The organism is Paracoccus aurantiacus, assembly GCF_007993065.1.
In the GTDB taxonomy this organism is placed as follows: Bacteria; Pseudomonadota; Alphaproteobacteria; order Rhodobacterales; family Rhodobacteraceae; genus Paracoccus; species Paracoccus aurantiacus.
The window spans coordinates 66,059-84,021 of sequence record NZ_VOPL01000007.1 but is presented as its reverse complement, the minus strand read 5'-3'; the positions used below and the strand labels follow the sequence as shown (position 1 = coordinate 84,021).

Annotated in this window: 19 protein-coding genes; 9 read left to right on the top strand and 10 right to left on the bottom strand. The window is 64.6% G+C overall.

Annotation, left to right across the window (positions count from 1 at the left end):
• Complete coding sequence (locus tag FQV27_RS15290) at positions 1-1,263, top strand: tyrosine-type recombinase/integrase (RefSeq protein WP_147100171.1); 1,263 nt, start codon at positions 1-3, stop codon at positions 1,261-1,263.
• A gap of 42 nt (positions 1,264-1,305) precedes the next feature.
• Here FQV27_RS15290 and FQV27_RS18910 read toward each other — a convergent pair whose 3' ends face one another.
• Positions 1,306-1,902: a hypothetical protein gene (locus FQV27_RS18910; RefSeq protein WP_186827321.1), complete on the bottom strand. Its 597-nt coding sequence runs from the start codon at positions 1,900-1,902 to the stop codon at positions 1,306-1,308.
• Between the two features lie 467 nt (positions 1,903-2,369).
• On the opposite strand from FQV27_RS18910, the gene FQV27_RS15275 reads away from it, so the two are divergent.
• From FQV27_RS15275 to FQV27_RS15260, 4 genes are read left to right on the top strand one after another with little or no spacing between them, the layout of a single operon-like run.
• On the top strand, positions 2,370-2,630 hold the full coding sequence (locus FQV27_RS15275) for a transcriptional regulator (protein ID WP_147100165.1): 261 nt from the start codon (positions 2,370-2,372) through the stop codon (positions 2,628-2,630).
• A complete protein-coding gene (locus FQV27_RS15270) occupies positions 2,627-2,896 on the top strand; it encodes a hypothetical protein (protein ID WP_246133128.1) in 270 nt (89 codons plus the stop codon). Before FQV27_RS15275 ends, FQV27_RS15270 begins: the two co-directional genes overlap by 4 nt.
• Positions 2,893-3,291, top strand: a complete 399-nt coding sequence (locus FQV27_RS15265; protein WP_147100163.1) for a VRR-NUC domain-containing protein — start codon at positions 2,893-2,895, stop codon at positions 3,289-3,291. The genes FQV27_RS15270 and FQV27_RS15265 overlap by 4 nt, the downstream gene beginning before the upstream one ends.
• A 58-nt stretch (positions 3,292-3,349) precedes the next feature.
• Positions 3,350-4,288 carry a helix-turn-helix domain-containing protein gene (locus tag FQV27_RS15260; RefSeq protein WP_342779893.1) on the top strand — a complete coding sequence of 313 codons (939 nt, stop codon included), beginning with the start codon at positions 3,350-3,352 and terminating at the stop codon, positions 4,286-4,288.
• On the opposite strand, the gene FQV27_RS15255 is transcribed toward FQV27_RS15260, so the two are convergent.
• The 4 genes from FQV27_RS15255 to FQV27_RS15240 form a co-directional block, all read right to left on the bottom strand.
• Positions 4,198-5,049, bottom strand: coding sequence for a transposase (locus tag FQV27_RS15255; protein WP_147100161.1), 852 nt, complete (start codon positions 5,047-5,049; stop codon positions 4,198-4,200). The genes FQV27_RS15260 and FQV27_RS15255 overlap by 91 nt on opposite strands.
• Positions 5,050-5,148: 99 nt before the next feature.
• Complete coding sequence (locus tag FQV27_RS15250) at positions 5,149-6,594, bottom strand: aldehyde dehydrogenase (protein WP_147100159.1); 1,446 nt, start codon at positions 6,592-6,594, stop codon at positions 5,149-5,151.
• Between the two features lie 48 nt (positions 6,595-6,642).
• A complete protein-coding gene (locus FQV27_RS15245; protein ID WP_147100157.1) occupies positions 6,643-8,637 on the bottom strand; it encodes a thiamine pyrophosphate-binding protein in 1,995 nt (664 codons plus the stop codon).
• Between the two features lie 58 nt (positions 8,638-8,695).
• Positions 8,696-9,376, bottom strand: coding sequence for a TetR/AcrR family transcriptional regulator (locus FQV27_RS15240; RefSeq protein WP_147100155.1), 681 nt, complete (start codon positions 9,374-9,376; stop codon positions 8,696-8,698).
• Between the two features lie 151 nt (positions 9,377-9,527).
• Between FQV27_RS15240 and FQV27_RS15235 the strand changes: the two genes are divergently transcribed.
• The 4 genes from FQV27_RS15235 (at position 9,528) to FQV27_RS15220 (ending at position 12,974) form a co-directional block, all read left to right on the top strand.
• Positions 9,528-10,043: a TRAP transporter small permease subunit gene (locus FQV27_RS15235; RefSeq protein WP_147100153.1), complete on the top strand. Its 516-nt coding sequence runs from the start codon at positions 9,528-9,530 to the stop codon at positions 10,041-10,043.
• The gene (locus tag FQV27_RS15230; protein ID WP_147100151.1) at positions 10,040-11,341 is read left to right on the top strand and encodes a TRAP transporter large permease; all 1,302 of its coding nucleotides are present in this window, start codon (positions 10,040-10,042) and stop codon (positions 11,339-11,341) included. The genes FQV27_RS15235 and FQV27_RS15230 overlap by 4 nt, the downstream gene beginning before the upstream one ends.
• 32 nt (positions 11,342-11,373) lie before the next feature.
• Complete coding sequence (gene dctP / locus FQV27_RS15225; RefSeq protein WP_147100149.1) at positions 11,374-12,405, top strand: TRAP transporter substrate-binding protein DctP; 1,032 nt, start codon at positions 11,374-11,376, stop codon at positions 12,403-12,405.
• Between the two features lie 113 nt (positions 12,406-12,518).
• Positions 12,519-12,974, top strand: coding sequence for a GlcG/HbpS family heme-binding protein (locus tag FQV27_RS15220; RefSeq protein ID WP_147100146.1), 456 nt, complete (start codon positions 12,519-12,521; stop codon positions 12,972-12,974).
• Positions 12,975-13,025: 51 nt separating this feature from the next.
• On the opposite strand, the gene FQV27_RS15215 is transcribed toward FQV27_RS15220, so the two are convergent.
• Genes FQV27_RS15215 through FQV27_RS15195 form a run of 5 tightly spaced genes read right to left on the bottom strand, consistent with a single transcriptional unit; the run spans position 13,026 to position 17,941 of the window.
• Positions 13,026-13,985, bottom strand: coding sequence for an amidohydrolase family protein (locus FQV27_RS15215; protein WP_147100144.1), 960 nt, complete (start codon positions 13,983-13,985; stop codon positions 13,026-13,028).
• Between the two features lie 11 nt (positions 13,986-13,996).
• A complete protein-coding gene (locus FQV27_RS15210) occupies positions 13,997-15,166 on the bottom strand; it encodes a M24 family metallopeptidase (protein ID WP_147100142.1) in 1,170 nt (389 codons plus the stop codon).
• Positions 15,163-16,113, bottom strand: coding sequence for a D-2-hydroxyacid dehydrogenase (locus tag FQV27_RS15205; protein WP_147100140.1), 951 nt, complete (start codon positions 16,111-16,113; stop codon positions 15,163-15,165). The genes FQV27_RS15210 and FQV27_RS15205 overlap by 4 nt, the downstream gene beginning before the upstream one ends.
• Before the next feature lie 8 nt (positions 16,114-16,121).
• Positions 16,122-17,420: a TRAP transporter large permease gene (locus FQV27_RS15200; RefSeq protein ID WP_222611710.1), complete on the bottom strand. Its 1,299-nt coding sequence runs from the start codon at positions 17,418-17,420 to the stop codon at positions 16,122-16,124.
• Positions 17,417-17,941, bottom strand: a complete 525-nt coding sequence (locus FQV27_RS15195; RefSeq protein ID WP_147100138.1) for a TRAP transporter small permease — start codon at positions 17,939-17,941, stop codon at positions 17,417-17,419. Before FQV27_RS15195 ends, FQV27_RS15200 begins: the two co-directional genes overlap by 4 nt.
• Positions 17,942-17,963 lie beyond the last annotated feature (22 nt).

Genomic DNA, 17,963 nt, shown 5'->3' with positions numbered 1-17,963 from the left:
ATGGTCAAGAGACTGAGGCTGAACGAGAAATCGGTGCGCGAGGCGGCGCCGGAGCCGGGCCGGGATTATCAGATTTTCGACAGCGAGGTGCGGGGATTTGCGATCTGCATCTACCGCTCTGGCAATCGGGCCTTCACGCTGGATTACCGCCATGCCGGACGGCAGCGGCGGATGACGCTGGGGCGCTGGCCGGAATGGTCGACGGCGGCGGCGCGGGAACGGGCGAAGGAATTGCGGCGGGATATCGATGCCGGGGGCGATCCGCTGGGCACGAAGGAGGATGGTCGGGACGCACCGCGCTTCAGCGATCTGGTTGAGCGCCATGCCGAGGTTCATCTGCCGAATCTGGCGAAGACCAATGCCTCCGATCAGCGCTCCATGCTGACCAAGCTGGTCGGGCCGGACTGGAACAACCGTCTTGTGACCGAGATCACGCCTTACGACGTGGAAAAGCTCCTGAACCAGATCGCCAAGGGTCGTGCCCGACCACACAAGGAAAAGCCCAACAACCGGGCAAGGAAGCTGCAAGGTGCAAAGCCCACCCCCGTGCGTGCCAACCGCGTCGGCGAAGTGCTTCGAAAAATGTTCACCTATGCGCAGGGCTGGGGTTGGCGGGAGGATAATCCGGCATCTGGCTTTCGGCGCCGGATCGAGAACCCGCGCGAGCGATTTCTGTCGCAGGAGGAAATCCGCAAACTCGCCGCCGCGCTGGACGCGGCCGAGGATCGGCGGGCAGCCGATATCATCCGGCTCTGCATGCTGACCGGAGCACGGGTCGGCGAAGTCCGGCAGGCGCGGTTCGAGCATTTCAACCTCGAACATCTGAGCTGGTCCAAGCCCGCCAGCATGACCAAGCAGCGGAAGATTCACCGCTTGCCGATCTCGGATGAAGCGGCTGCCATCGTCCGCCAGCGGCAATTGCTGGTGCCGCGCGGTTGCGCCTTCCTTTTTCCGGGCGATGTGCCCGGCCAGCCGGTGAAGGAAATCCGCCGCTTCTGGGCGCAGATCCAGAAGCAGGTCGGGATCGAGGATGTCCGGATCCACGATCTGCGCCACACCTTTGCTTCGCTCTTGGTCAGCGGCGGCGCCTCGCTGGAAATGATCGGCAAGCTGCTGGGTCACAGCCAGACCCAGACGACGGCGCGCTATGCCCATCTGATGGATTCGCCGCTCCGCGCCGGGGTCGATGCGGTGGCCAGCGCGTTTCGGCCACGGCCGCAGTTGGTGCATGATGCCGGAGAGCAGGCGCGGAAGAGCGCCTGACCCATCGTATTCTCACGGCGCTGGGCGCAGCAGCGTCCTGCCCTATGCCGCCGCCTGCAGCGACTTCCAGATCGGCCCCAAGCGCCGCCGGATCGTGCTCTCGTCGGGAATCTCGCCGCCCTCAGAATTCTGCGCGAACCAGTCCTGTGCGACGGCGATCCATTCGCCCTGCGTCGCAGGTACGCCCTCGACATGGACCCGCTGGATCAGGAACGCCAGCAGACCCTCCCAGTTATGGCGCGACGGGGCACCGCTATTGGCGGCGAGCCTGCGCATCAGCCCATGCTCGCTCTCGAAACGCTGCATCTCCTCGACGGTGATCTTGAGATCGGCAAGCCGCAGATGGACGCATTTGTCGGGCGTTTCGATCAGCGTCCAGTCGTCCCCATCGGCCGCTCGGAAACGACAGAGCTTCAGGCTGCCGGTTTCGGCAGCGCCGCCGTCGAACAGGCCCATGATATCCGCGGCCGGCACGGCGACAAAGCCCGCATGGACCTGACCCTGCTGAACCACCGGTCGGAGCGCCGCCACGATTTCCAGCTTCCCCACCGCCGCCCAACCGGCGAGATCGCTGAGTGAGCATTCCCATCGGAGCGCGGCCTCCTGGACCGTGTAAAACGCGCGTTGCGGCAACGGCATTGGTGTCTTCTCCCCGTCTTCCTGCGCCGGACCGCCAATCCTCCCGACCATCGGCGCTTCAGTTCGATCATCTCCCGAAGAACACGATTGCCGGTCGCGGACCGCATGGCGGATCTGCGCCAGACCTCCGCTTCGGGCGTGATAGGTGAGTTTCTTTAACGGTGGAGCGCGACTTGGCAAGGACATTTGACCCGGACAGCGGCGACAACGTCCGCGATTCATTCTGCGCCGCCGCAATCGCAGATGTTTACCGAACATGCGGCATGATGTCCCACCGGCATGCCCGCCGCTTCGCCGGGGCACCTGCCGGTCGAACGGATGCGAATCGCGCAAACCCCAGCAAAACATGGGGCGGCATAAGTCCGGGCCAATTACGCCACCTTCCGCCTCCCTGCCGGGGCTTTCGATGTGATTGTTCTTCTCCCCGTCAGCCGCCCGACCCGGACGGCCAAGATGGAGGCAAGAGCATGACACAACCCATGAGTGTGGAACGCGCAATTGAACCGCGCCTGCTGCGCGGCTGGATCAGCCGTTACGATCTGGCGCAGGAGCTGGATCTGACGGTCGATACGCTGGGGCGCTGGGAACGTCGGCGAAAGGGTCCCGCCTGCGTCCGTGCCGGTCGCAAGATTTTCTATCGTATGAGCGTGGTGCAGGACTGGCTGCAGTCGCAGGAGCTGCCGCGGGTCGCTGATGCGAAGCCGAGCAAAGCACGGGGGCGGAAATGAACGCAATGACCCCGATCCCATATACCGACACCAACTGCAACAGCACGCCCGGCGCGCACTGCCCCGCAGATTGGCCAGCCCAGCGCCTCACAGAAGCACGCGGCATTGTCGCCGATTTCGTCCATCACCCGGACAGCCTGATCGTCCTCGCCTGCCGCGCAATCGCCGCGCACAGCCCTGACCCGCAGGAATGTCGTGAGGCGTTGGCACTCGCCGGACTGTTGATCTGCCTGTCGCGCCGGAAGCGGAAAGGCGGTGGCGCATGACCCGCCGCACCCCTGAGGCCGATATTCAACGCGCCATCGTCCATACCCTGCGTATCGTGTTGCCGCGCGAGGCCATCATTCATCATTCCGCCAATGAGGTCGGCAGCGGCGGCAAACCCGCACGGCAGCGCCAGGCGATCCTGACCGGCATGGGCGTGTTTCCGGGCTTCGCCGATCTGATCGTCCTGACCGGCGGTCAGGTGCTGTTTCTGGAAGTGAAAAGCCCCTCGGGCCGTCTCAGCCCGGCGCAGAAGGCGTTTCGCGACATGGCGAAGGCTCAGGGCTTTGGCTGGGCGCTGATCCGTTCGGTCGAGGACGCGCTGGGCGCCCTGGCCGATCACGGCATCACCTCCCGGGTGCAGGCCAAGAACCCGCGCCGGAGGGCCTGCGCATGAGCCATTTCGCGACCAACTGGGCGATTCTGCAACGCGGGCTGAAGCCGCGACCAAGATCGTGCTCTGGCACCTCTGCGACCGCCACAATCCCGATTTCGGCTGCTTCCCGACGCAGGCGCGGCTGGCCGCCGATTGCGAGATCAGCCGCTCGGCCCTGAATGACCATCTCCGCAAGCTGGAACTGGCCGGTCTGATCCGGCGCTGCGCAAGCGTCGATCCGGTGACGAAACGCCAGCAGCCGACCCGCTACATTCTCGGCTTCGAGGACGGATTCGACGACCCGAATTCGGACCCGTCTCCGGATTTCGGACATGGCGATTTTCCCAGGTTTTCAGGCGATGATCCTGATGGCGAAACACGCCCAGTGTCGCCCAATGTCGTGAACCCGTGTCCGGAAACTGCACACGGAGCCGTGTCCGGATTTCGGGCAGAGCCGTGTCCAGAAAATGGCGATTTCCGTGTCCGGAATCCGGACACTAACCCTGTAAGAGAACCATTAAGGGAACCGGTAAAGGAGGAGGTGGGCGCGCGAGCGCGCGATGATCGATTTGAAGAGTTTTTTGGCGAGCTGCTCGACGCCCTCGGCCTGGACACCGATGCCGGGCTTCCCGGCTGGTGGCAGGGCTGGCCACCCCGCGAACACGTTCGGCGCTGGATCACCGATCTCGGCCTGACCGAGGACAGGATCATTGCCGTCGCCCGGGACAGCCGCGAAAGGCATCCGGCCCCGCCGGACGGGCCCAGAGCACTGGACCGGGCGATGGAACGTGCGGCACGATCAGCCGGCGCAACAAAAGCCGCAGATGGCGACAAGCGCCGGAAGCGCGGCGGCAAGCCTGCAGACGCACCACGTGCCAGCATGGACGAGATCGCGGGCTTTTACGCCGGGCTAGTGAATGGGGACGGCTACCTGCCCTCCAACGCCATCTCGAACACCGTCCGCAATGCCATGCTGGAGCGCGGGCTGGTGACGGCGGAACGCCATCGTCTGCGATAGGCGACAAGCGCGTAATGTGCGTCCTTGCTGGCGGCGGCGATCAGCAATTCGCCGCCCCTGATGCGTTTGGCGGCGAAGCCGAGCACCAAGGGCGCATTGCCGTCATCGCCGGGCAGAGCGGCCTGGAAACTGCGCGCGCCGCGGGTCGTTTTCAGCAGGGTGCCGAGCGGGACGCGTTGACCGGTTTCGGTGATGACGGTCATGTTTTCCCGCAGGCGGATGGTGAAGGGAATGTTGTTTTCATGGAGATATCTCAACCATTCGCCACCGATGAACGCGCGGTCGTCCAGAAGCATCCTGACCGATCCGGCGCCGAACAGCGCCAGATAGCGCTCCATCAGCGCGATCCGCGTGGCGGTCGGAGAGTTGCCCGGACCGTCCAGCATGCGCCACATCAGCGGCACCCGGTGGCGGCGTGTCACCAGCGCCAGGACGAGGACATTCACGTGCTTCGCGCCGATCTGCCAGTTGGTACGGTCGAGGCAGAGCAGCCACGGCCCGCGCACCCCCAGCAGTGTCACGATCAGCCTGGCCGCCCAGTCATCGTCAGGGGCAACATGCTGGAAAAAGCGCTGCAGACGCCTGTAGGTCGAGGCGGGTTTCACCGGCGATCCCCGCTCGCTGGCAACATGGCTCAGATTGACCGTCCGCGCCCCGATCATGCCCGTGATCAGCAGCGCCAGCGTCTCCAGCCGGCTCTTGCTCAGATCGATATGCAGCGATAGTTTTTCGGTGAGGGCGGCGCTGAGTTTCGTGACCATCCGGCGATCCTGTTTGCAAGGCAGAATCCGTCAGAAAATCACCTCTCGCCGCCCTCAACCACCCCTGTGTCGTGTAGTGTGATCAGCAGCATGACAGCCTCAAAATGGATAGTGCTGATGTGGATCCTCGATGGTGATCCAGCGCAGTTCGGTGAATTCGTCGATCACGGCGCTGCCGCCGAAGCGGCCGTGGCCCGATCCCTTGACGCCGCCGAAGGGCATCTGGGCCTCATCCGCAACCGTGGGACCGTTGATGTGGCATATGCCGGTTTCGAGGCAGTTGGCGACGGTCATGGCACGGTTGATATTGCCGCTGAACACCGCCGATGACAGGCCGTATTCCGTGTCATTGGCGATCCGGACGGCCTCGTCATCGCCCTTGACGCGGATAATGCCCTTGACCGGACCGAAGCTTTCCTCGGCATAGATCTTCATCGCGGGCGTCACCTTGTCGATCAGCGTTGCGCTGTGCACCGCGCCGTTTCGCGTGCCGCCGGCCCGCAGCACCGCGCCCTTGTCCAGAGCATCGGCGATGATCGCGTCCATCCTTTCGCCAGCGCCCGCCATGGCGAGGCCGCCCAGCACGACCTGTTCGCGCGGATTGCCCGCAGGCAGAGCCGCCGCCCGCGCCGCGAGCTTTTCCGCAAATTCATCGGCCACCGCCTCATCGACGATGACGCGTTCGGTCGACATGCAGATCTGGCCCATATTCATGTAGCAGCCAAAGATCGCCGCATTCACCGCCGCGTCGATATCGGCATCGTCGAGCACGATCAGCGGTGCCTTGCCACCCAGCTCCAGAAGCGCGGGCTTCAGGTTCTCGCCCGCGAGCCGCCCGATGATGCGTCCGACCGAGGTCGAGCCCGTGAAGTTCACATGGCGGACCTCCGGCGCTTTGATCAGGGCCTCGACCAGTTTCGCGGCATCCTCTGGCGCGTTCGAGATCACGTTGATCGCGCCGGGCGGGACGCCGCCTTCCTCCAGACATTCGCCGATCATGCGATGCAGGCGTGGGCAGAGTTCCGAGGATTTCAGGACCACAGTATTGCCCATGGCCAGCGGCATGGCGACGGCACGAGTGCCAAGGATCACCGGCGCGTTCCAGGGCGCGATACCAAGACAGACGCCGCGCGGCCGGCGCACCGACATGGCCAGCGTTCCCGGCTTGTCCGAAGGGATGGTCTCACCGACCATGCGGGTGACCATACTGGCCGCCTCGCGCAGGATATTGGTTGCCAGATGGACATTGAAGCCGATCCACGGCCCGGTGGCGCCGGTCTCGGCAATGCCCACCTCGACGAATTCATCGGCACGCCGCGCCATGGCATCGGCGGCGGCATTCAGGATGCGCCGGCGTTCGGTCGGCGCGGTCGCGGCCCAGCCAGGAAAGGCGGCCTCTGCCGCCGCGACGGCTGCCAGCGCATCCTCGATCGAGGCAGCAGCGGTTTCGGTCGCCACCGCGCCGGTCACCGGGTCATGGCGCTTGAAGCTGGCATTGCCGCCGGCACTCCTGTCCTCGCCACCAATTCGCAATTGCAGAACCATCTTTCGATCCTCCCCTTCCCTATGCGCCCGATCATACAGGCGCGGCTGTCAATGCCGTTCTTCCCATCTGTCGCGAAGCTGCGGCCAGTGACCGGCCCCGCCAGCCCTCATCGCTGCTGCCGCCTCGGCCGGGATGAAATCGGCGATGGCCGGACCGTGACTGTCGCGCGCGCGAATACCGTCCAGCCATGCCGCGATCCTGGGACGATCCTGCCACAGACCGGCAAAGCCCAGCCGGTCGATCCGGTCGAAATAGGCCGCCAAGGCAATATCGGCGATGCCGAAACCCGCGCCCGAAAGCCAGGTGTCGCGCGACAATTGCGCATCCATGTCCCGCATGGCGCGGTCGAGCACCCGCAGCGCCTGATCGACATGGGCCGAGGCCAGCCCGCGATCCAGCAGATCCTGCCGCTTCAGCCCTGCAATCGGGTCGGGCATCTTCGCGATATCCGCGCCGATCTCCTCGGCGCTCTTGCTGGCGAGAATCTTGTCGCGCATCACGGTCGAGAATGTCAGCGTATTGATGGCGGCGTGGATTCCAAGACAGCGCAGCAGCCAGTGGCGTGCGGTCATTTCCGCCGCCGGATCCGACGGCATCAGCCGGCCGCCATTATGCCGGCGGTCGAGATATTCGAGGATCAGGCTCGATTCGACGACGACCAGCCCGTCATCGACCAGCGTTGGCACCACAGCATCGGGGTTGAGCCGCAGATAGTCAGGCGCGAACTGCTCGCCCTTCTGCAGGTCGATCAGATGGCTTTCGTAATCCAGCCCGATCTCGGCCAGGCCCAGCCTGACCTTCTGCGAACAGACGCTGGTGGTGCCGTGGTAAAGCTGCAGCGCGGGCATGGTCGTCCTTCCTTTCAGGCCGGCAAGGCGGCGTCCTCTGCGGGCGGTTTTGCCATGGCCCCGAAATGGGGCATGGCGGGATGCGGCACGAAGCCCACGCGGCAGTCCAGCACGGCCGGCAGGCCCGAGGCCGTGTTCCGCCGCGAGTCCGCTTAGCCAGCCGGGATCCGTGTGGCGGCCGCGCACTCGATCAAGCAAGACCTCGGCCACGGCACGCGCATCGGCATTGATTCCGCAGGAAATGCTGACGATCCGCCCGATCTGCTCGGGATCGGTATCGACCTGAACGATTCTGGCTTCTGGGCTGAACAGCGGCCCTTCCGGCCCCCAGAACCATGACGATACCCGGCAGCCAAGCAGCAGCACCGCATCGGCTTGCGTTACGGCCCGCATCAGCGCCGGACCGCCGATCACGCCCCCATGGCCGATAAAAGCCGGATGATCCGAGGCCATCGCCCCGATCCCCATCTGCGTCGGCACAAGCGCCGCGCCCAATTCCTCCGCCAGCCGGCATGCCGCGACGCTGGCACCCGCCGCGATCGCACCGCCGCCAGCAACGATCAGGGGCCGTCGGGCTTCCGAAAGGATCTCTGTGGCCAGTTCGAGCTGGGCCTCGTTCGGCAGTTGCGGCGAGAGCGGACGATAGGTGTCCGGCGCCGCAAACGCGGTCTCGCGATAGGGAAAGCTCGCGGCGAGGATATCCGCCGGGATGTTCAGATGGACCGGGCCGGGCCGACCCGACAGCGCGGTGCGGAAGGCGGCATGCATCATTTCCGGGATACGGCGGCCATCCAGCACCACCTCGCTTCGCTTGGTGATCGGCGCGAAGAGCGAGACGAGATCAAGCTCCATTAGCATCCCGCGCGCCGGTCGGCTGGCATGGCCAGGATTGCCCGAGGTCAGCACCAGCATCGGCAGGTTGTTGGAAAACGCGCTTGCCACGCCAGAGACGAGGTTGCCGCCACCGGGCCCCAATTCGCCCAGGGCAACGGCGATCCGCCCGGTTCCCGCCGCATGTCCCGCCGCCATCAGCGCCGCCGCGCCTTCATGGCGGACGCCGATGAAACGGAGATCATTGGCCCCGGCAAGCGCCTTCATCAGCGGCATCAGCTTGCCGCTGGCAATGCCATAGGCTCGGTTCACGCCCTCAGCGTGAAGACAGCGGATAATCGCCTCGGCGGCACCTGTCAGCATGTTGGCCACTCCTCATCCCGGAGCAGATATTAAACATGCGTTTGAAATTTGCAACCCGTCAGATTGCGCGCGCCTGATCTTCACCGCCCGCTTGCGGCATCGGCGCCTGAAAGGCGGCAATGCTGGCGGGCAGAAGCTGGGCCAGCACCTCAACCGAATTCGACGAATCACAGCGCCCGGCCGAGATGGACAGCAGGCCGGGCGGCGCCGGCCGGATCTGGAAGAACAGCAGCGATCCGATCATCGCGTAGAAGCGCCAGATGATCACCTCTCGGGTCAGATGCGGTAGCAGCGCGCCCAGTTCGTCGATGAAGGCGACATTCACCGTATTGAAGGCGCGGGCGACGATATCCTCGGCCAGGTCGGGACGTTCGGTGACCAGATAGCCGTGAAGACGGACCAGCGTTCCGCCCTGTTCCGCCCAACTTTCCTGCATCAGCAGGGGCTCCAGATAGATGCGCAACAAGCCCGTCAGATCGAAGGCCACGCCGCGCCGCTTGGCCTGCGACAGATGATGCATCCGCTCGGCCACATGACCGGCGGCGCTGGCACGGATCACCTCCTCGATCAGGCTGTCCTTGGAGCCGTAATGATAATTGACCAGGGCGGAATTGACCCCCGCCGCGGCCGCGATCTGACGCACCGACACCGCTCGGAATCCATGTTCGGAAAACAGCCGGACCGCCGCCTCCAACAACTTGCGGCGGGTTTCGGATGGACCTGATCTGGGCTGCTTCATCACCTGTTCCCTGACCTGAATTTACGCGCCCCCATGATTCAGGGCTTGACGCATTAAACGCAAGACTTAAACATGTGTTTAACTCGGTGGTGGATTCTTGGGAGGAGATCATGACCAGAGCAGAGGCCAGCCAGCCAGCCCGGTCAGGCGCATGAGACGCCTCGCGCGATGTGCTGCCGAGGCCTATGCGCGCGCCATCACTGCCGGCGCCTGCCTGGCCCTCGTCCTCGCGACATTGCATATCTTCGCCGATGCAGTGGCGACGAAACTGTTCCTGTCGCCAATCAACGGCACCCATCAGATCGTGACCTTCTATTACATGGTCGCGCTGTTCTTCCTGCCGCTCGGCTATGCCGAATCGCAAGGCGCGCATATCAGCGCCGATCTCGGCTTCAGCCTGCTGTCACGGCGCCTGCAGCGCATCGCCACCACCGCAAACCACCTGTTGCTGACGGGCTATGTGGGCCTGCTGTGCTGGTATGCGACCGTCAAGGCAATCCAGCAGACCGAGGTCGGCGCCTACGAGACCATCGCAGGCGGCCAGATCCCTCTCTGGCCCTCGCGCTGGATCGCGGTGATGGGGCTGCTGGCCATGCTCGCCATCGCCGCCCTCAAGGCGCTGGATAGCATCCTCGGCGCCGAATCCGATACGGAGACCCCGGCATGAGCGATTTTGCCATCGGCGTCGCCGGGCTGGGCGTGATGGTGCTGATGATCGCGCTGCGCTTCCATATCGGTCTGGCCATGGGCGCGGTCGCGACCATCGGCATCTGGCTGATCGCCGGTCCCCGCGCGACCTCCAGCGTGTTGCAGAACATCCCCTACAGCTTCGCGGCGAACTGGGAATTCTCGGCCGTGCCGCTGTTCATCCTGATGGGAAGCATCGCGCATACTTCGGGCATGACGACGTCGCTGTTCAGGGCCGCCCGACTGTGGCTGGCATGGCTGCCCGGCGGGCTGGCCATCGCGACAAACCTGGGCTGTGCGGGATTTTCCGCCGCCGCCGGATCAAGCCTTGTTACCTCGATCTCGATGGGGCGCATCGCCGTGCCGGAGATGCTGCGCTACAATTACGACAAGGGGCTGGCGACTGGCGTGGTCGCGGCGGCGGGCACGCTTGGGGTGATGATCCCGCCTTCGATCCCGATGATCATCTATGCCTATTTCGCTGAGGTCTCGGTCGGCGACATGTTCATGGCCGGCATCCTGCCCGGCCTGCTGACGGCCTTCCTGTTCAGCCTGATGATTCTTATCCGATGCACCCTGCGCCCGGAACTGGCCCCGAAGATCATTGAGGAAAGCGACCCGGCCGAAAAGTGGCGCGCCCTGCTGGAGGTCTGGCCGCTGCCGGTGATCATCTTCGTCGTGGTCGGCACGATCTATGCCGGCATCGCCTCAGCCACTCAGTCGGCTGCCTTCGGCGCCGTCGCGGCCTTGGTGATCGCGGCATTCCAGCGCCGGCTGAGTTGGCCGGTCCTGCGCGATGCGCTGCTCGACACGATCCGCAATTCCGCGAGCCTGTTTTTCATTATCATCGGTGCGGTGCTGCTGACCCGCTTCATGGCCTATTCCGACCTGCCCGAAACCGTCGCAGATATGGTCATTGCCATCGGCGTGTCGGAACTGACGCTGGTGCTGGTCACCGCCGCCGTGTTCCTGGTCCTTGGCTGTTTTCTCGACCCCATAGGGCTGATGCTGCTGGTGCTGCCGGTCTTTCTGCCGATCTATATCGCGGCAGATATCAACCTGGTCTGGTTCGGCATCCTGTTCATCAAATATACCGAAATCGGCCTGATCACCCCGCCTGTAGGCATGAATGTCTATGTGATGCGGACGATCCTGCCCGATATTCCGCTGCAGGTGATCTTTCGCGGCACAGCCTGGTTCTTCGTGACCGAACTGGTCGTGCTCGCCCTGCTGATCGCCTTTCCCCAAATCTCGCTGTTCCTGCCCTCGCTGCGCTGAGCCGGGACAATTCACTTCAGGAGGAGGAAGACATGAAACTGACGACATTCGGGCTGACCCTTGCCGGCAGCGCTGCCCTGTTTGGCACCGCATCGGCGCAGGAGTTGCAATACTCCACTCATCTGCCGCCCTCGGTGCTGGTCAATTCGGCTGGCGTCGAAAAAGTCTTCGACCTCGTCTCCAAGGCGACCGGCGGCGAGGTGACGGCGAAATATTTCTGGGCCGGGCAGCTTTACGACTCTGCCGGCAATTTCGATGCCATCCGCGGGGGCGTGATCGACACTGCCTTCACCCAGCCTGCCAGCAATCAGGCCGAGATGCCGGTAAACATGATGTTCTCGGATCTCTATCATTTCGGCGGCGATCCCTATGTGACGGCGGCGGCGGTGAATGCGACCATTCTTCTGGACTGCCAAAGCTGCCGCGACGAATATGCGCAGGCGAACGCACTGTTTCTCGGGGCTCATGCAGCCACGCCGGCGATGACGGTTTGCGCGCGCGAAATCAGATCCATAGACGATCTGCGCGGGCTTCGGATCATCGGCCAGCAGGCGGTGGCGGACTGGATCGGCCATCTTGGCAGCACGCAGCTTGACGTGCCGCCGCCCGGCCAGTTGGAGGCGCTGGAGCGCGGCACCGCCGATTGCACCAATATCTCGCCCGAATGGCTGACCGCCTTTTCCATCGGCGAAGCCGCCGAGACGATCATCACCGCGCCCATCGGTTCGCAATTCGCAACCAGTTTCATGACCATGAACAGCGATACCTGGGCGGGACTTTCGGACGAGGCGAAGACGGCCTTCCTGCAGGCGATGCCGCAGGCAATCGCGGCCATTGTCGACGGCTATGTGGCCGCCGATGAAGAAGCCCTTGCCGCCGCCGAAGAACAGGGCCTGACCTTCACCGATCTGGGCGGCGCCTATCGTCAGGAACTGGACGGTTTCCTGTCCGATTACGCCAGCCGCGCCGCCGCCAAGGGCGAGGCACGCGGTGTCGCCGATGCCGCCGCCATCGTCGCCGCATTTCAGGACAATATCGCCAAATGGCAAGGTATCGTCGACTAACAGGGCACCGACAACTATGCCGGCCTGCTTTGGGACGAGATTTACAGCAAGGTCGAATATTAAGCGCGACCGGGGCGTCCGCAGGGACGCTCCGCCCAGCGGAGGGAGGCAAGATGGTGACACCACTACTCACGCCGCTCGGCCTCGATCAGGCCGAACGGATCGTTTCCGGCGCCCTGGCCGAGCGTGAGGCGCAGGGCTTCATGGCCCTGACGGTCGCGGTCCTTGATCTGGGCGGCAACCTGATCCTGCTGAAACGGCAGGATGGCAGCGGCATCCTGCGCGCCGATATCGCGATCGCGAAGGCTTGGGCGGCGCTTGGCATGGGCGTGCCATCGGGGGTGATGGGCAAGCGTCTGGCCAACAATCCGGGCTTTCTGAACGGGTTGATCGCCGCCTCCGGCGGGCGCTTCGCGCCCAATCCGGGCGGGATCCTGATCCTGAACCGGCAAGGCGAGGGGATCGGCGCGATCGGGATCAGCGGCGATACCGGACCCAATGACGAAATCTGTGCGATTGCCGGCGCGCGGGCGGCGGGGCTGGACTGCCTGCCTTCGGGTCGGGACTGAGCGGATCTGGTAGCCCATGCCGCGGACTGCGGCATGGGACGGACACGGGTCTTACAACCCCAGCAGGCTGACCGCATTCTCGCGGCAGACTGCACTGCGCTGTGCATCAGTGATATCCGCCGCCTCGATCCACTCGCCGGCCTCATGCGGGCGCTCATAGGGATAATCGACCGAGAACAGCACCCGGTCGTCGCCCAATGCCGCAAGCGCGCAGCGCAGGGGTTCGTCAGAATAGACGCCGGCCGTGGTGCACCAGAAATTGCGGCGGAAATATGCGGAGGGCGCCATCTCCAGCGTCTTTTCCTTGCGGTTCGAGATCGCCCAACGGCTGTCGAAACGCCAGAGCTGATAGGGCAGCGTCTCGCCCATATGACCGAGCAGCAGCTTCGCCTTCGGGAAACGGTCAAAGACGCCGCCGAAGATCAGGCGCAGCGCGTGGTTGCCGGTTTCCACCGTCCATGACCAGACCGGACCCCAGAGTTCCGAATGTCCGTGATACATATAAGGCACGTCGGGCGGGTTGTTGGGATGGATATAGATCGGCACGCCAAGCGCCTCGGCCCGTTCCCAAAGGGGAGAGACGCGGTCGTCGTCCAGATAGGTCCCATTGGTCTGGCCATTGATCATCGCGCCCTGCATGCCAAGGTCGCGCACGCAGCGTTCCAGTTCATCCGCCGCCGCCTTCGCATCCTGCACGGCCAGATGGGCGAAGCCGCCATAGCGGTCGGGGCGGGCCTGAATTTCCTTTGCCAGAAAATCATTGACCTCCTGCGCCTTGCGCACGGCGGTTCTGGTGTCCGGTTCGGCCTGCACGCCGGGACCGGACAGCGACAGAATCGCCTTTTCGACACCGATTTCGTCCATCCCGGCCAGACGCTGCTCGCCGAAATCGGCCAGCGTGTCGCGGGCCTTACCGAACAGATCGGGAGAAATGTTTTCCTTGGTCAGCGCCCAGTAATCCTCGAATCCGGGGGCGACGAAATGTTCTTCCAATGCGATCTTGGGGGTCATGTGGGCTCCTCTCAAAGCTCGAATATCTTCTTTTCCGTCTGATGCAGGCAGTCGCCGGGGCCATCCGGGCCGATCAGGTAATTGTCGCAGATCACCGCGAAGACGCGGCCATCGTCATAGCCGGGATGGACGGCCAGCAGCATGTCCTCGGCCAGCGGCAGGGTCTCGTCGCGGCGGATCAGCGGGCGCTCGACCATCTCGCAGCCCTGCCCATGCGCATAAAGCCGAATCTCGGGCGGCAGGCCGCGCCCCTGCATCCATGCGTCATGGGCCGCGGCGATGGCGGCCGGTGCTGCGCCCGGCACCATCAGTGACAGCGTGTGATCCTGTGCCTCGCGGACATTCTCAAAGGCCTGCAGCAAATGATCATCGGCGCGGCCCAGCACCATCGTCCGGGCGATTTCCAGATAGGCGCCGCCCGGCCCGTTCACCTCGATCAGCATCGACAGATGATCGCCCGGCGCCAGTTCGCGGGTCTGGAAGGGGCGGTTGCGGAAACGCGAGGCCTGCCCCAGCGGCGCCGAGACGCCCAGATGAATGCCCTGATCGCTGCCGAGCCTGCGGCCCGCCGCCTCGGCATGGGCGGCGATATCGCGGTCGGTCACGCCGGGGCGGATGAAATCGCAGATCTCGGCGAAGACCCTGTCCTGCAGGCGCGCAGTCGCGCGGATCAGCGCCTGCTCCTCGGCGCTTTTCGGGGCTTTCGCCCGGTCGAGCGCGTCCGTCGCGTCGGCCGTCTCGAACCCCGCGGCCTGAAGCCCCGCGACCAGGGAATAGGGCAGCGCGCCGGGGGCGATCAGGCCGATGCGCCTTGCCCCCGCCTCGCGCAGAAGCTTCACCAGTAGTTCGGTGTCGTAGTCGATGGTGTAGTTCACCGAGACGAAGCTGGGCGTGCCGAGAACGCGCCCTACCCCGGCGGTCTCGCGCGCCTCGGGATCGGTGGCCATGTCGGTGCCGAAGGCCCCCATTTCGACCACTTCCATCGGACGGTCAGGGAACACCACCACCGTGCGCGGATAGCCGTTATTGGCCGGGACATCGGTCAGCCAGCGGACATAGCCGCCGCACCAATCCTCGCGCGCCTGCATCACCATCGCATCGAGGCCGAGATCGGCCATGACCTCGCGAGCAAGGCCCCAGCGGCGTTCCATCTCAGCGCGGGAAATCGGGGAATTGGTCATGGCTTCGTTCCTCGGTCAATCAGGGGAAGGGCGTCGATCCCGCCCTTCGCGTAGGCATCCAGATTGGCGGCGACGATGGGCAGCGCCTGCTGGCGATAGACATCGGCATAGCCGCCGATATGCGGGGTCACGATGACATTGGGCAGGCTACGGAAGGGACAGTCGGCGGGCAGCGGTTCGGTCGCGAAGACATCGAGGCCGGCCCCAGCGATCCGGCCCGCGCGCAGGCTATCCAGCAGCGCATCCTCGTCCACGCAACCGCCGCGGGCAATGTTGACAAGGATGGCCGAGGGCTTCATAGCCGCCAGCACGGCCGCATCGACGATATGATGGGTGCGCGGCGAATAGGGCACCAGAACGACGAGGAAGTCGGCCTCGGCAACCGCAGTCTCGATCTCGGCGCGGGGATGGATGCGGTCGATACCGGGCGCTTCGCGACGACCGTCCGAGACACCCGTCACCCGCATCCCGAACGCACCGCACAGCCCGGCCAGGTATTCGGCGATGCTGCCAAGGCCGATTATGCAGACCGTCTTGTCTCGCAGCAGCGGCTGTTCCCATCGGGTCCAGTTGCCGGCCTGCTGGTCGGCGATCATCTGCGGCAGGCGGCGCGCGCTGGCCAGCATCAGCATCACCGCCAGTTCCGACATTTGCGGACCATGAAAGCCGCCGCAACTGGTCAGCGCGACATCATCGGGCAGTTCCTTCATCGCCAGCAGATTGTCGACCCCGGTGGTCAGCGCCTGCACCCAGGCCAGCCGCTCCATCGCGGCGACCAGTTCGGCGGGGATGCGGGGGGCAAGGGCGATCAGCACCTCGGCCCCGGCTGCAATCGGCATCGCCTCTTCCGGGCTGCGGGCGGCATGGTAGCTGAAACCGGGCTGCCGGGCGGACAGCTGTTCTGCATACCAGTCGGCATGTTCGTCGAGGATCAGGACATTCGCCATCGCGGACCTCAATACAGGACTTGCGGCAGCCACAGCGCGAGGCCGGGCAGCAGGAAGAGCAGGATCACCAGCACGATGGGCGCCAGAAGGAAGGGTCCGATCCCGCGATAGAGCCTTGCCATGGACAGGTCAGGGACCTGCGCGCGGATGATGAACAGGTTCATGCCGACCGGGGGCGTGATCAGCCCCAGCTCGACCAGCACCGCCACCAGCACGCCGAACCAGATCGGATCGAAACCATAGCCCGCAACCACCGGCAGGAAGACCGGCACCGTGATCAGCACCATGCCGATCCCTTCCAGAAAGCAGCCCATGACGATGTAAAGGACGACGATCAGGGTCATCACGACCCATGCCGACAGCCCGGCATCCTGCGCCATGCCCAGCAGCGTGTCCGGCAGCCGGGTCTGGACGATGAAATTGGCGAAGATGGTGGCCGAGATGATGATCATGAACAAGGCGCAGGACACCAGGACCGAGGCCTGAATGGCGTGAACCAGGCCGTGCAGGCTGAGCGAGCGTTTCAGAAAGCCCAGCAGGATCGCCCCGAAGGCACCAATGGATGCCGCCTCGTTCGGGCTGAAGATGCCCGCATAGATGCCACCGATTGTCATCACGAAAAGCAGCAGGAATTGCCACGGCCCGCGCAGGGCCAGGATCCGCTGCGCCAGGGTGACGCGCGCCTCGCTCGGCACCGCGCCCGACCGGCCGGCGACCCAAAGTGCCACCACGACGTAAAGCAGCAGCAGGACGATGCCCGGCACCATCGAGGCCGCGAACAGCCGGGCCACGGATTGTTCCGCAATGGAGCCGTAGATGACCAGAATGATCGAGGGCGGAATCAGGATGCCCAGCGATCCGCCGGCCGCGACCGAGGCCGCCGAATAGCCCTGCTCATAGCCTGCCCGCTTCATCTCGGGCATGGCGATGCGGGTCATGCTGGCAGCGGTGGCGACCGACGATCCGCAGATTGCCCCGAAGGCGCCCGAGGCGGCGATCGAGGCGACCGCAAGCCCGCCCCGCAGTCCCGACATGATGGTGCGGGCGGCGTTGAACAGCTCTGCCGACATGCGGGACCCGCTGGCGACCTCGCCCATCAGGATGAACAGTGGCACCACCGACAGGTTATAGGAGGACGCCGTGTCGAAAAACGCCGTGCCAGAAACCAGCTTGGCCACGGCAAAGTTGTTCAGGGCGATATTGCCGGCTATGCCCACCGCGCCGAGCGCCAGCCAGACCGGCTGGCGGATGAACAGCAACGCGAACATCACGACGATGCAGGTCAGTCCAAGCGCAAAAGGGGTCACAGTGCGCCCTCCTCGGTCGGGTGGGGACCATCATCGCCTTCACCGCGAAGCGTGCGGATCAGCCTCACGACCACCGTCCACAGGATGCCCGCCATGCCGATGAAAGCCACGGCCCAGAGCGTCCAGACCGGCAGGCCGAGTTCCAGCGAATAGCCACCCCATTTCCATGCGTCGATGGCGGGGCCGATCATCGCCCAACCAAGGAAGACGAACAGCGCCAGCGTTCCGAAAATGGTGATCAGGCCCAACCCATGCAGCATCCGGCGCGTCAGCAGCGGGTCGATCAGGTCGATCAGGATCTCTCCCTTGCGGGCGATGACCGGGGCGATGCCGAAGACGACCATCACTAGCAGTCCGATGCTGACCATGTCATATGAACCGCGCACCGGCTTGTTGATTGTGAAGCGCAGCAGGACATCCGCCACCACGACCAGCATCATCGCCGCCAGCGCGACCGAGGCGATCCACAGCATCGCGCGCGGTACGCCCTTCAATTCCGTTTCATCGGGGCCTTCGGCCATTTGAACCTCCGTGAATGGCCGG

Coding starts and splice junctions, on each gene's coding strand:
- FQV27_RS15205 (WP_147100140.1), bottom strand. CDS start 16,113: ATGGCGAATGTCCTGATCCTCGACGAACATGCCGACTGGTATGCAGAA.
- FQV27_RS15220 (WP_147100146.1), top strand. CDS start 12,519: ATGGTGACACCACTACTCACGCCGCTCGGCCTCGATCAGGCCGAACGG.
- FQV27_RS18910 (WP_186827321.1), bottom strand. CDS start 1,902: ATGCCGTTGCCGCAACGCGCGTTTTACACGGTCCAGGAGGCCGCGCTC.
- dctP (WP_147100149.1), top strand. CDS start 11,374: ATGAAACTGACGACATTCGGGCTGACCCTTGCCGGCAGCGCTGCCCTG.
- FQV27_RS15235 (WP_147100153.1), top strand. CDS start 9,528: ATGAGACGCCTCGCGCGATGTGCTGCCGAGGCCTATGCGCGCGCCATC.
- FQV27_RS15250 (WP_147100159.1), bottom strand. CDS start 6,594: ATGGTTCTGCAATTGCGAATTGGTGGCGAGGACAGGAGTGCCGGCGGC.
- FQV27_RS15245 (WP_147100157.1), bottom strand. CDS start 8,637: ATGCTGACAGGTGCCGCCGAGGCGATTATCCGCTGTCTTCACGCTGAG.
- FQV27_RS15270 (WP_246133128.1), top strand. CDS start 2,627: ATGAACGCAATGACCCCGATCCCATATACCGACACCAACTGCAACAGC.
- FQV27_RS15210 (WP_147100142.1), bottom strand. CDS start 15,166: ATGACCAATTCCCCGATTTCCCGCGCTGAGATGGAACGCCGCTGGGGC.
- FQV27_RS15255 (WP_147100161.1), bottom strand. CDS start 5,049: ATGGTCACGAAACTCAGCGCCGCCCTCACCGAAAAACTATCGCTGCAT.
- FQV27_RS15230 (WP_147100151.1), top strand. CDS start 10,040: ATGAGCGATTTTGCCATCGGCGTCGCCGGGCTGGGCGTGATGGTGCTG.
- FQV27_RS15240 (WP_147100155.1), bottom strand. CDS start 9,376: ATGAAGCAGCCCAGATCAGGTCCATCCGAAACCCGCCGCAAGTTGTTG.
- FQV27_RS15265 (WP_147100163.1), top strand. CDS start 2,893: ATGACCCGCCGCACCCCTGAGGCCGATATTCAACGCGCCATCGTCCAT.
- FQV27_RS15195 (WP_147100138.1), bottom strand. CDS start 17,941: ATGGCCGAAGGCCCCGATGAAACGGAATTGAAGGGCGTACCGCGCGCG.
- FQV27_RS15290 (WP_147100171.1), top strand. CDS start 1: ATGGTCAAGAGACTGAGGCTGAACGAGAAATCGGTGCGCGAGGCGGCG.
- FQV27_RS15215 (WP_147100144.1), bottom strand. CDS start 13,985: ATGACCCCCAAGATCGCATTGGAAGAACATTTCGTCGCCCCCGGATTC.
- FQV27_RS15275 (WP_147100165.1), top strand. CDS start 2,370: ATGACACAACCCATGAGTGTGGAACGCGCAATTGAACCGCGCCTGCTG.